Annotated in this window: 13 protein-coding genes and 1 rRNA gene; 12 read left to right on the top strand and 2 right to left on the bottom strand. The window is 46.1% G+C overall.

All coding sequences use genetic code 11. From position 1 onward, the window contains the following. The first annotated feature begins 25 nt into the window (after positions 1-25). From nifB to AC1ECB_RS20710, 4 genes are read left to right on the top strand one after another with little or no spacing between them, the layout of a single operon-like run. Positions 26-1,273 (top strand): nitrogenase cofactor biosynthesis protein NifB, encoded by a 1,248-nt coding sequence (gene nifB, locus AC1ECB_RS20725; RefSeq protein WP_485665562.1) that lies wholly within the window; start codon positions 26-28, stop codon positions 1,271-1,273. A 19-nt stretch (positions 1,274-1,292) separates the two neighbouring features. Beyond that, positions 1,293-1,910 (top strand): Fe-only nitrogenase accessory AnfO family protein, encoded by a 618-nt coding sequence (locus tag AC1ECB_RS20720; protein ID WP_485665561.1) that lies wholly within the window; start codon positions 1,293-1,295, stop codon positions 1,908-1,910. Continuing rightward, positions 1,826-2,965 carry a homocitrate synthase/isopropylmalate synthase family protein gene (locus tag AC1ECB_RS20715; RefSeq protein WP_485665560.1) on the top strand — a complete coding sequence of 380 codons (1,140 nt, stop codon included), beginning with the start codon at positions 1,826-1,828 and terminating at the stop codon, positions 2,963-2,965. The genes AC1ECB_RS20720 and AC1ECB_RS20715 overlap by 85 nt, the downstream gene beginning before the upstream one ends. Before the next feature lie 13 nt (positions 2,966-2,978). Beyond that, positions 2,979-3,803: a beta/alpha barrel domain-containing protein gene (locus AC1ECB_RS20710; protein WP_485665559.1), complete on the top strand. Its 825-nt coding sequence runs from the start codon at positions 2,979-2,981 to the stop codon at positions 3,801-3,803. 3 nt (positions 3,804-3,806) lie between these two features. Here AC1ECB_RS20710 and AC1ECB_RS20705 read toward each other — a convergent pair whose 3' ends face one another. Further along, the gene (locus AC1ECB_RS20705) at positions 3,807-3,968 is read right to left on the bottom strand and encodes a hypothetical protein (RefSeq protein WP_485665558.1); all 162 of its coding nucleotides are present in this window, start codon (positions 3,966-3,968) and stop codon (positions 3,807-3,809) included. A gap of 25 nt (positions 3,969-3,993) precedes the next feature. After that, positions 3,994-4,164 (bottom strand): hypothetical protein, encoded by a 171-nt coding sequence (locus AC1ECB_RS20700; RefSeq protein ID WP_485665557.1) that lies wholly within the window; start codon positions 4,162-4,164, stop codon positions 3,994-3,996. A gap of 261 nt (positions 4,165-4,425) precedes the next feature. Between AC1ECB_RS20700 and AC1ECB_RS20695 the strand changes: the two genes are divergently transcribed. The 8 genes from AC1ECB_RS20695 (at position 4,426) to AC1ECB_RS20660 (ending at position 12,276) form a co-directional block, all read left to right on the top strand. Beyond that, complete coding sequence (locus tag AC1ECB_RS20695; protein WP_485665556.1) at positions 4,426-4,950, top strand: hypothetical protein; 525 nt, start codon at positions 4,426-4,428, stop codon at positions 4,948-4,950. A 33-nt stretch (positions 4,951-4,983) separates the two neighbouring features. Then, positions 4,984-5,625 (top strand): lactate utilization protein, encoded by a 642-nt coding sequence (locus AC1ECB_RS20690; protein ID WP_485665555.1) that lies wholly within the window; start codon positions 4,984-4,986, stop codon positions 5,623-5,625. 276 nt (positions 5,626-5,901) lie between these two features. Beyond that, entirely contained in the window at positions 5,902-6,798 is an 897-nt protein-coding gene (locus AC1ECB_RS20685) for a Rossmann-like and DUF2520 domain-containing protein (protein WP_485665554.1), read from the top strand. Beyond that, positions 6,788-7,624, top strand: coding sequence for a 3-methyl-2-oxobutanoate hydroxymethyltransferase (gene panB / locus AC1ECB_RS20680; RefSeq protein ID WP_485665553.1), 837 nt, complete (start codon positions 6,788-6,790; stop codon positions 7,622-7,624). Before AC1ECB_RS20685 ends, panB begins: the two co-directional genes overlap by 11 nt. 31 nt (positions 7,625-7,655) lie before the next feature. Next, on the top strand, positions 7,656-8,504 hold the full coding sequence (panC, locus tag AC1ECB_RS20675; RefSeq protein WP_485665552.1) for a pantoate--beta-alanine ligase: 849 nt from the start codon (positions 7,656-7,658) through the stop codon (positions 8,502-8,504). After that, positions 8,504-8,893 (top strand): aspartate 1-decarboxylase, encoded by a 390-nt coding sequence (gene panD, locus AC1ECB_RS20670; RefSeq protein ID WP_485665551.1) that lies wholly within the window; start codon positions 8,504-8,506, stop codon positions 8,891-8,893. The genes panC and panD overlap by 1 nt, the downstream gene beginning before the upstream one ends. A 177-nt stretch (positions 8,894-9,070) precedes the next feature. Further along, on the top strand, positions 9,071-10,333 hold the full coding sequence (locus AC1ECB_RS20665; RefSeq protein ID WP_485665550.1) for a L,D-transpeptidase family protein: 1,263 nt from the start codon (positions 9,071-9,073) through the stop codon (positions 10,331-10,333). Between the two features lie 385 nt (positions 10,334-10,718). After that, positions 10,719-12,276: ribosomal RNA gene (locus tag AC1ECB_RS20660) — 16S ribosomal RNA — on the top strand. Positions 12,277-12,312 lie beyond the last annotated feature (36 nt).

The following is a 12,312-nucleotide window of genomic DNA, read 5'->3' as shown; positions in this document are numbered from 1 at the left end:
CTTGAAGAAAGGAGGTGACCGCTCTATGGCGAGCGTGCTTACCGATAAACATCCCTGTTTTTCTAGTGAAGCCCAACATAAATATGCCCGTATGCATCTGCCGGTAGCGCCGCAGTGCAATATTAGCTGCAACTATTGTAGCCGTAAGTATGATTGTGTTAATGAAAGCCGCCCTGGAGTAACTAGTGAAGTGCTGTCACCTGCAGAGGCGTTTGCAAAATTTGAAAAAGTGAAGGCTGCCATCCCCAATCTGAGTGTGGTTGGAATTGCCGGTCCGGGGGATGCTCTGGCTGATTGGAATAAAACCCGTGAGACCATTGAGCTTATAAAAAGAGCAGACTCTGACGTGCTATTTTGCTTGTCAACTAACGGGTTATTATTGCCCGAATACGCCCCGGAAATAGTTAAACTTGGTGTACATCATGTCACGGTGACTGTTAACTGTACCGAACCGGTCATTGGCGCCCAGATCTATGGAGCTGTCAACTACCAGGGTACTCGTTATACCGGCACAGAAGGTGCAGAAATTCTCTTGAACAACCAACAGGCAGGCATTAGGTATTTAGCTGATCATGGTGTTGTTGTCAAGGTAAACATTGTAATGATTACCATGGTGAATGACAGGCATATACCTACTGTTGTCAAGAAAGTTAAGCAATTGGGTGCCAGTCTGACCAATATTATGCCCTTCCTTCCCGCGCAGGGTAGTGTATTTTCCGGGTTGCCGCAAACCAATATGCACGATGTTACGGCCATGCGGGTGGCTTGTAATGTTGAACTGAAACAGATGACCCATTGCCGTCAGTGCCGGGCAGATGCCATTGGCCTTTTGAGTCAGGATCGTAACAATGAGTTTAGAAGCTGTGCTGCTACCACGCTGGTTGAAGCAACTGAGAGTAAACCCTTGCCGTTTGTCGGTTATTACAAGGTGGCAGTTACTAGCCAAGCCGGGAAATTAGTTGATTTGCACTTTGGTCAGGCCGAAAAATTTGATATTTATCAGGTGAATAATAACCGGTATGAGCTAGTGGAAACGCGCTGCTTGGAAAAATATTGTTCTGGCAATGAAGACTGTGATAGCGAAGATAAGCGGCGAGAGGCTATAATGACAGCCCTGAGTGATTGTGATGCAGTATTGACAATGAGGATTGGTTATCAGGCCCAAAAACGTTTGTTAAAGCGGGGTATTATGTCGGTGGAATATTGCTATACCGTGGAGAGCGGGCTTTATTACGCTGTTGAACAGCTGGAATTAAAGGCAGCTGCCGTGTAAAAGTGAAGGAGGAAGGAAAATGGCGCGGGACATAGCGGTGTTTATTGGGGACAAAGGCAGTACAGCGTCCCTGGAAGATCCAGGGAAAATAGTTATTTACCGCCGTCAGCAGGGAAAGTGGCGGCTGACTGACTCCTTGCCATTTCAATTTGACCGCACCAGCGGTATGGCTGGAGTACGGCGGCAATTAGCGGACACAATTCAATGGTTGGGCCAGTGCCGCGTATTTGTCGCGCAGACAGTAGTTGGTCTGTTATACAAAGAATTAGAACAAAATGGGTTTAGTATTTGGGAGTTTAATGGTCGTCCGGCAGACTTTTTAGAATACATTTTAGTGCAGGAAGAGTTGGCCGCCCGCGAAAGTGAAACAGGTAAACCCACAGCGCCGGCTATTGTTGAGACTGGGCCGGGTTGTTTCAAGGTGTCGCTCAAGGATATTCAACAAAATGGCAGTGGGTTAACCTCCAAACAAGTATTGCAGCCGCTATTATCGGGCAATTACTATCAGGTGGAGGTGCTGTGCAGTCATATCCCGCCTTGGCTGGAGGTCGAGTGGGAAAGTGGCCGTCTGGACTGTCAATCAGAGCGCTTGGAAAATGGTGTCAAGCTGGTGATAAGAAAACAACGCTGCGGGTGATCGATGTGAAGAAAATTATGTGGTTAGACCAGACTTTGAATATCGCTATCAGGCAGAAGTTTGCCGCGCAAAAGCTTGTAGATTTTGCTGGTGTGCTAACTGCTTTGGGGATACAACAGGCAGTCATTCACCTTGATGAATGGCAATGTAATCGCCCGGAGTTGGCTGAGGTGCAATCCCAGATTCGACTTTATGGGCTTCTTAACCTTTTAGGCTGTGAACTGTCACTGGCCGAGCAGGCAGGTATAAAGCAAGTTGTCCTGGTTTGTGATGCTACAAATCAAGTGGAGTTTGGCACCAGATTACGGGAAGTTATGAAAGAGGCTTGCCCGCGAGGCTTGGTAGTTTCTTTGTTTGTTGAAGGGATAGACGTTCTTACGGTAGAAGCGTTGTCAGGCCTTATCGCTAATATAAAAAAATATCCGATTGCTGCCGTCGTATACCAGGATAGAGCTGGTAAGGGAAATCCGTTTGCGCTATTTGATCAAATAACTCTCCTGAAAAGTAGCTTGGCTTGCCCCATAGGCATTTCAGCTGGTAATGCCTATGGTTTGGCAACTGCCAATACTCTGGCAGCATTAAAGGCTGGTGCCACACAAGTGGTGGAATCAGTAGGCGGGATTGGCGGCTATGCTCCGTGGGAAGAGGTGCTTCTGGCTGCCAGACAACTTTTAGGGATCAACACTAAGCTGCCACCTAAGCTTGCAATCGGCTGTGGTCAGATATTTTCTATGTTGGGTTTGACGGTGCCAGTAAACAAAGCTATTATTGGCTCAGCTATTTTTGCACATGAATCAGGTCTACATGTTGATGGTATTACCAAAGCTCCGAAGCTGTATGAGCCATTTGCCCCTGAATTGGTGGGGTTAAGTAGACAGCTTATTGTTGGCAAACACTCCGGGACGGCGGCGCTTAGAACAAAATTTGCGGCTTGGGGTATTTGTTTGGAGGAAGATGAGAGTAAGCGTTTGCTGGCTGGAGTACGGGCGTTAGCTGTTCGTAAGAAAACAGCCATAAGCGATGATGAACTCCGGAGATTATACCTATCAGGCTGAAAGGAGCCGATTTATGCCAGAACTCAAACCCGGATTTCTTATTGATACTACGATGCGAGATGGGGAACAAGCGGCCGGGGTTGTATTTTCTGCTATGGAAAAACTGGGAATTGCGATAGCTTTGGATAATGCCGGTATTACTTGGATTGAGGCAGGTACCCCGGTGATGGGGCAGGAAGAGGCCGAGGCCATGCGACTCATCCTGAATTCCGGGCTGAAGGCGGTTGCCTTTTCCTGGAATCGCGCTTGCCACCAAGATATTGCGGCTTCCGTAGCTTGCGGTTTTGAGTTTTTGCATATTTCTGTGCCTGTATCTGACCTCCATATTTATCGTAAGCTAAAGCAAAGCCGAAAATGGGTGTATGAGCAGCTTACCAGTGCTGTTTTTTTGGCCCGGAGCCACGGCTGTCGTGTATCTGTGGGGGCTGAAGATGCTTCGCGGGCCCATCCTGATCAATTTCTGGAATTGGCTGAATTGAGTGAGCGTTTGGGGGTTGTACGAATTCGTTATGCGGACACGGTTGGTCTGTTAGACCCGTTTTCCACCCGGAAATTAATGAGTCATTTGGCGGTCCGCTGTTCACTGCCAATCGAATTTCATGCCCATAATGATTTTGGTCTGGCTACAGCCAATACGGTGGCTGCCCTACAAAGTGGGGCATTATTTGCCAGTGTAACTGCCACTGGTATTGGTGAGCGTGCAGGTAATGCTGCGTTGGAAGAGGTGCTGGCTGTTCTTGAAGAGACTGACATTATACCAGAAGGTACTAATCTGGCTGCGGCAAAAAAAATAGGCTGCCAAGTGGCAGCCATAAGCAGTAGACGTGGGTTTTCATAGAGTCTAAAATATTTGGTGAGCCTGCCCGTTACTCTGTCGCTCTGGGCGGGCTTTTTTGATGTTTTTCTGGATTTCCGGGCTGGTGCGAGCACCGGCTACGATGGTAACTGAGGAAAGATTTTTACTAAATCCTTTACCGTGAGAATATTTTATTTTCGTTTTCACGGCAGACCTCCTAGTATAGTAGTTGTTAGTTTTTTAGGCGTTGGTAAAGTTCCTGGTATTTTTTAAATACAGGATCTGCGGTTAAATCGCTATCAAGACTGTGATCAAGCACGGCTTTCGGACAGAATTCTGAGGAAAATTCACAAGAGCTACTTTCGATGCAATCTTCGCACCCCTTGAATTTATGCTGCAGCATAAAAATCGCCTCCTGATAAGTTATTGAACGTAAAAATTTCAACACGTACAATATATTCCTGCATCCAAGAAGTTGTAAAAGCTTTAACGCGTTGTATATAGTTTCCCGCAACCAGCAGCAATTTATTACAAATAGATAAACGAATATTTTTCCTTACGATTTGGTTAAAGTTACAGTGCAAAGGCTGCTTGCTTTGATTATCCATATAGATAATGATATAATATAAAAAATAAAACTATATTCGAAAAGTGGTGACAAGTTGTGCAAACAGGCCAGGTTGGGCAGCCTTATATACCAGGGCAAGGTAAGCTGGAAGAAAAAATTAGGTATCGCTTGGATAATGAGGGGCATAGTTTGCTTATTGTCAAAACAAAAATTACCGCTCAGGAAATTGAGGATGTTGAGAGTGGTGCAATTGAGTTAGGCATATATGTTGATGGTCCTATTATTTTTTTGCTCTTTAAGTTTGGGACAAGTAAATGGAATGATGCACCATACTCCTGGCATACTGTGCCGTCAGGTATTCGTGTGTATCCGCAGGAAGCTCTAGAGGTTAGTACGCTTACGGTTGTGTTGGTGGAGGCAACTGACGGTCTTGTGAAAGCAGTGCGGGAAATCCCACTATCTGTGGAATTTGCCGGTCAACTTAATGAGTATATAACTATCCAGGCTAATGGTAGTTTCAACGGCTTATCCTATGCCAAGCATATAAACATGGTGTACAATCAGTACACTGCTGAGGAAATGAGAGAAATGGCTACCACGTATATGAACATCAGCTGTTAATACCATAATGCGTAATTGAGAGGAGAAATGATCATGAGCGAATTAAAAACATGGCACAATCAAACAATTGCAGCTAAAGTGATTGAAGCTTTGCAAAAGAATCATTTTACTGCCAGCTATGTAAATACCAAACAAGAAGCATTAGATAAACTGGCTGCCCTTATTCCTACTGATGCTACTGTGGGTATTGGTGGCTCATGGACAATTAAAGAAGTTGGGATTGATACGCTGCTTGAGGAGCGGGGCAATACCGTATTTAATCATAATAAACCGGGTTTATCGCCGGAAGAGGCACTGGCAGTGCGCCGCAAGGAAATGACTAGTGACGTTTTTTTAACAGGCACGAATGCGCTGACCCTAAAGGGTGAACTTGTCAACGTTGATGGCGCAGGCAATCGGGTGGCTGCGATGATCTTCGGGCCCAAGAAAGTTATTGTAATTACTGGTGTTAATAAAATTGTTACAAATCTTGAGACTGCAATGGACCGGATTGAGCTGTTTGCTGCTCCTATTAATAATAAACGGTTAAATCGTCCGAATCCTTGTACGGTGACAGGGGAATGTATGGATTGCCAAGGGCCAACCCGGATATGTAATGTTACTACTGTTATGCATAAAAAGCCATCAGCTACCGATGTTGAGATAATCATCATCGGTGAAGAATTAGGTTTTTAATTGAATCAATAAATAAACGCTTGCTTTCTTTTTATATATTATGCTATCATCAAATTGCTTTACATCCATCATTTTTAGGTGGCATCTGCGAGGAGTCACACTAAGTAACAAAGAGAATGGATGTGGCGGAATTTTCATAGTTAAATATACCGCTTAGATCCGCAGGACTGAGACGGGAGGTAGCAAGGGAGATCTATGCCTTTCGGACACGTGCCGGAAGGCTTTTTATATTACTTGCTTCTTTACGGCGTGGGCGTAAGCGGGAGGGAGTGAGAAATGGAAAAACCAAGTTTTGCTATTATTGGAGCAGGTAAGGTGGGAGACGCGCTTGCGACAAGTTTGTGCCAATGCGGTTACAGATTAACCGGAGTTGCAAGTAGGAGCCCGGCGTCAGCTGTGATGCTGGCTGAACGTTTTTCTGTACCGTGGTCGGTAAATCCGGTAGAAATTGCGCAAAAGGCAGAGATTGTCTTTATCACTACATCAGACAGGTATATTGGAGATGTTGCAGGGCAGATTGCACAAAATGGCGGTTGGTATGAAGGGCAGTATGTGTATCATGCCAGTGGGGCTTTGCCAGCCGATACCTTAGCAGCTGCCAAGCGACAGGGGGCCTTTATTGGTGCCTTGCATCCATTGCAATCCTTTGCAAGTATGAAAAATAAAACCGGTTGCCTGTCTGGCGTGTATTTTGCTGTAGATGGTGACCATGCAGCGGTTAATCTTGCTAAAACTATGGTGCGGGATATGGGAGGGGATAGTTTTCTTGTACCACCAGATAAGCGGGTGCTTTACCACGCAGCTGCCTGTATAGCGTCAAATTATTTGGTGGTATTGGTGCATAATGCGGTTAGCTTGTTGCAACAACTCGGACTATCTGCCGAGGAAGCGACAACTGCATTGTTGCCGCTTCTGCAGGGAACGGTGGAGAATTTGGTCAATAAGGGGACTCCTAAAGCGCTGACCGGGCCTATTGTAAGAGGGGATGCCAATACCGTGGCTGCTCATCTCCAGGCGTTGGCGCGACAGGATAATAACAGTGAGAAATTATACAGGCAATTAGGTTTACATACTTTGCTGCTAGTACAACAAATTGGCAGTCTTAAAAGAGCACAGCTTGAGACAATGAGCGAAATGCTGAGCGATAATGCTGGAGGGAAATATGAGCCATAACAAAATAACGACAAGTGTTTTGCGTCAATACAAAAGTGAAGGCAGGGCAATTACTATGCTGACAGCGTATGATTATTCCATGGCTAAGCTCTTGGATGAGGCCGGGGTGGATATGCTTTTAGTAGGTGATTCATTAGGAAATGTCATTTTGGGCTATGACTCTACGCTGCCAGTAACGATGGAAGATATGCTGCATCATGTTAAAGCCGTATGCCGGGGCACTAAACGCGCGATGGTGGTTGCCGATATGCCATTTATGTCTTATCAAGTATCGATAAAAAAGGCTGTTAAGAATGCGGGACGTTTGCTGCAGGAAGGCGGCGCGCAGGCGGTAAAACTGGAAGGCGGCGCAGCCATGGCCGATACGGTGAAGGCAATTGTGACAGCAGGTATTCCGGTGGTAGGTCACTTGGGATTAACACCGCAGTCAGTTAACCAATTAGGCGGCTTTAAGGTACAGGCCAGAGATGAAGAAACCGCGCAAACACTGTTGGATGATGCCCGGGCATTGGAGGCTGCAGGAGCATTTGCGCTGGTATTGGAATGTATACCGGATGGGCTGGCCAGGAGAGTGTGTGAGGCGGTTGCCATCCCCACGATCGGCATCGGTGCCGGCGCCGCTTGTGATGGACAAGTACTGGTTAGCCATGATTTATTAGGTTTACATTCAGGATTTACGCCGAAGTTTGCTAAAAAGTATGCAAATTTGCACCAGGAAATCAGGGCTGCTGTTGAAATGTATATCAAAGAGGTGCAGGAAAGACAATTTCCTGCACCAGAGTATAGCTTTAAAATGGCTGACACTATGCTGGAAAAATTGTACTGATTGAATTGTGGTAAGGAGAGGAATGTAGGCAATGCGAGTAATAGAAACTATTCAAGAAATGCGTGCTTTTGTAAATTCTGCCAGGAAACAAGGGAAAAGCATCGCATTGGTTCCCACTATGGGAGCATTGCATGAAGGTCATTTGACGCTGATGCGGTGCGCCAAAGCACAGTGTGATATTGTCATCACTAGTATCTTTGTTAATCCTACTCAATTCGGTCCGCAGGAGGACTTGGCGTGTTACCCGCGTGACTTGGCAGGTGATAGTGAAAAAGCAAGTGGTGTGGGCGTGGATGCCATTTTTCATCCAACTGTAGCTGAGATGTATCCTAATAGGTATGCCAGTTATGTATATGTCGAAGAAATAACAGACAAGTTATGCGGGCTTTCACGTCCCGGACACTTTCGTGGCGTTACAACTGTTGTTAGTAAATTATTTAACATTGTACAGCCGGATAAGGCGTTTTTTGGACAGAAGGATGCCCAACAGGTACTGGTAATCGACCAGATGGTTCGTGACTTGAACATGAATGTGCAGCTTGAAATTGTACCGATTGTGCGCGAGGATGATGGTTTAGCGATGAGTTCACGTAACAGATATTTATCAACTGAGGAACGCAGCGCGGCGATGGTCTTGTCCCAGAGCCTTTCGCTGGCAAAGCAGCTTGTTCATGAGGGCGAGCGGGATATAGCGAAAATTCGTGCAGCAGTAGTTAGTGTTATCACTGAGCAACCATTAGCTAACCTAGAATATGTGGAAATTTACAGCTATCCTGAGCTGGAGTCTGCCAGCACTTTATCAACAAAAGCATTGTTAGCACTTGCAGTCAGGTTTGGTACAACCAGACTGATTGATAACACCATACTGGAGGCAATCTGATGTTGTTGACTTCACTAAAAGCAAAAATTCATTGCGCTACTGTCACCGAAGCCAACTTGAATTACATGGGAAGCATTACGATAGACGAGGCATTGTTAGAAGCGTCAGGTATTTTACCTAATGAAAAGGTTCAGATTGTAAATAACAATAATGGCAGCCGGTTGGAAACCTATGTAATCAGCGGGCCGAGAAATTCAGGGATCATTTGTTTAAACGGGGCTGCCGCCCGGCTGGTGCAGCCCGGTGATGTGGTTATTATCATTGCATATGCGATGATGACTGAAGCAAAGCAGAAAAAATATCGGCCCAAAATAGTGATGGTCGACAAGGCTAATCGGATTGCGGAAATAAGGCAGGGTGAACTCCATGGTCAAACAGCCGCACGATAAGTTCTACGTCATAGTCTATGCCGTTTAAGTAGATCAATAGGTTGTAATGAAGAAAGGTGCTGGAGAAAAACACAGTTCCTTTCTTTTTTTGTGCTTGTCTGACAAATTAGCGCATATCAACCACTTCAACTTCATATATGTTATTGTCTTAAGCATTTGCTAAAAGGGGATGGCTGTATGGATAAAAAGTGGGTATACAAACCGGTTTTTTGGGTAATCCTTGTTTTTATCATGACTATTTTGCCTGGCAATGCTCAGGCTATGAAGTCAGATTTGTTACCACGAATTATCATCAATCTTCCCAGTCATACACTGGAATTATACAAAGGGAATACTCTACTCAAGGAATACCAGATTGCTGTTGGTAAACCGTCTTCTCCTACGCCTACGGGAGAGTTTTCAATAATAGAAAAGGAAGTAGATCCCTGTTGGTACCCTCCGGACAAAGGAACTGTAGTGCCGTCAGGGCCGAATAATCCCCTGGGATATCGCTGGCTGGGTATTGCGCCTATGTACGGCATTCATGGAACAAACGCATCTTGGTCGATTGGGGGAGCTGTGTCGAATGGTTGTGTACGAATGCAGGAAGCAGATGTGGAAGAGTTATTTGAATATGTTGCTTGTGATACGCCGGTTAAGATAGAGTATGAACGGGTTAAAGTACGGGTTGACGCCAACGGAAGAGCCTCTATTGGCATTTATCCGGATGTTTATGGTCGGCAGAGGATTACACTAACTGGTGTTAAACAGGCACTTGCCAAAGCTGGTTTAGATGGTTTGGTCGAAGATACCTTCTTGAAGTCATTGATTCAGGAGGTTCCTGACAGACAAATAGAATTTGCCCAAATTCACAAGCTCAAGATAAATGGAACAATGCGTACAGAACACATAATTTCTATAGCTGGTGAAAAACAAATACCGGTTATGGCATTGGCTGATAGTTTAAATACTTCGGTAAAATGGGATGAAAACGGCCAAACAGTATCCCGACAAAATAAAATAGTTCCCGGCAAGAAACGTGGTAATACAATATATATTAGTCTGAAATACTTGCCAACATTATTTGGTGGCCGGGAAGTATGGAATGACAGTCAAAATTGCCTGGAGTTCATTTTGCCTGTGGCCAAATTCGGCGGGCAAATCCTATCCTGTGACATTTACCAGCAAGAATCCGTCTGGATGGTGCCAGCGTTGACCGTAGCTGCCGTGTTAGGTGAACGTATAAAATGGCAGCCTGGTACACCGGAATTGCTCATTCACGGGAGAGCAGCCCCTATTATCATTGTGGACGGACAGCCATTTATAACTGTCAATGATATGGGACAATTATTTAATATGGCAGCCCACTGGGATGGTCGGATACAAACGTTGGAGTTGTCTTATCCGTTATATATGATAGATTATTCGATGTACCTTGATCCTGGTGAGGAATATCTTTGAGCAAGGTTGGGATGTAGGAAGAAGGCGACTCGTTTAGGTAGTCTACTTTGCAATTGTGTGATAATATACATAAATTCACAGTTGACGTAAGCGATAAGGCATGATACTATAAGTGAGTCGCCTTGATGAGCGATGAAATATTCCCAATCAAGCTAACAACTTAGTTGGAATGAATAAAAAGATGTTGACACGGTGAAGCAAACGTGATAACATATATAGATGTTGGCTCCACAAGGACGCGAACGACAAAATGTTCCCTGAAAACTGAACAATGTAAGTAATGCATCAAAAAGCCAGATGTGCGGTAGTATGTCGCTTGCGACATACAAAACCAAAAACAATTTTTTAATAGCTTTAAAGAGCCAATTGGCTTTTCATAAATTTTTTTATGGAGAGTTTGATCCTGGCTCAGGACGAACGCTGGCGGCGTGCCTAACACATGCAAGTCGAACGGGGAGTTAGTAATAACTCCTAGTGGCGAACGGGTGAGTAACGCGTAGACAACCTGCCTCTAAATTGGGGACAACACCGCGAAAGTGGTGCTAATACCGAATGTGGTATCTTAGTCGCATGACTAGGATAAGAAAGGTGGCCTCTGAATATGCTACCGATTAGAGATGGGTCTGCGTCTGATTAGCTAGTTGGTGAGGTAACGGCTCACCAAGGCTTCGATCAGTAGCCGGTCTGAGAGGATGAACGGCCACACTGGGACTGAGACACGGCCCAGACTCCTACGGGAGGCAGCAGTGGGGAATCTTCCGCAATGGACGAAAGTCTGACGGAGCAACGCCGCGTGAGTGAAGAAGGTCTTCGGATTGTAAAGCTCTGTCGTTTGGGACGAACGTGTTCTATGTGAATAATGTAGAGCAATGACGGTACCAAAGGAGGAAGCCACGGCTAACTACGTGCCAGCAGCCGCGGTAATACGTAGGTGGCAAGCGTTGTCCGGAATTATTGGGCGTAAAGGGCGTGTAGGTGGATTTTTAAGTCGTGTGTCTAAGTGCGGGGCTCAACCCCGTATAGGCGCAGGAAACTGGAAATCTTGAGTGCAGGAGAGGAAAGTGGAATTCCCAGTGTAGCGGTGAAATGCGTAGATATTGGGAGGAACACCAGTGGCGAAGGCGACTTTCTGGACTGTGTCTGACACTGAGGCGCGAAAGCCAGGGGAGCGAACGGGATTAGATACCCCGGTAGTCCTGGCCGTAAACGATGGGTACTAGGTGTAGAGGGTATCGACCCCTTCTGTGCCGCAAGCTAACGCAATAAGTACCCCGCCTGGGGAGTACGGTACCGCAAGGTTGAAACTCAAAGGAATTGACGGGGGCCCGCACAAGCGGTGGAGTATGTGGTTTAATTCGACGCAACGCGAAGAACCTTACCAGGACTTGACATTGAGTGAAAAACTAAGAGATTAGTTCCTATCCTTCGGGGTACACGAAAACAGGTGGTGCATGGCTGTCGTCAGCTCGTGTCGTGAGATGTTGGGTTAAGTCCCGCAACGAGCGCAACCCTTATCCTTTGTTGCCAGCACGTAATGGTGGGAACTCAAGGGAGACTGCCGCAGACAATGCGGAGGAAGGCGGGGATGACGTCAAGTCATCATGCCCCTTATGTCCTGGGCTACACACGTACTACAATGGGCTTAAACAAAGCGAAGCAAGCCCGCGAGGGTAAGCCAAACGCATAAACAAGCTCTCAGTTCGGATCGGAGGCTGCAACTCGCCTCCGTGAAGTCGGAATCGCTAGTAATCGCAGGTCAGCATACTGCGGTGAATACGTTCCCGGGCCTTGTACACACCGCCCGTCACACCACGAAAGTTGACAACACCCGAAGCCGGTGGGGTAACCAGCAATGGAACTAGCCGTCTAAGGTGGGGCCGATGATTGGGGTGAAGTCGTAACAAGGTAGCCGTATCGGAAGGTGCGGCTGGATCACCTCCTTTCTAGGGAGAACCGTTCGGTGTAACAACTGAACTAAC

It is taken from the genome of Sporomusa sp. 246TCP1 (genome assembly GCF_057319775.1).
Note: the sequence above shows the minus strand (reverse complement) of the source record. Positions and strands in the feature narration are given on the sequence as shown.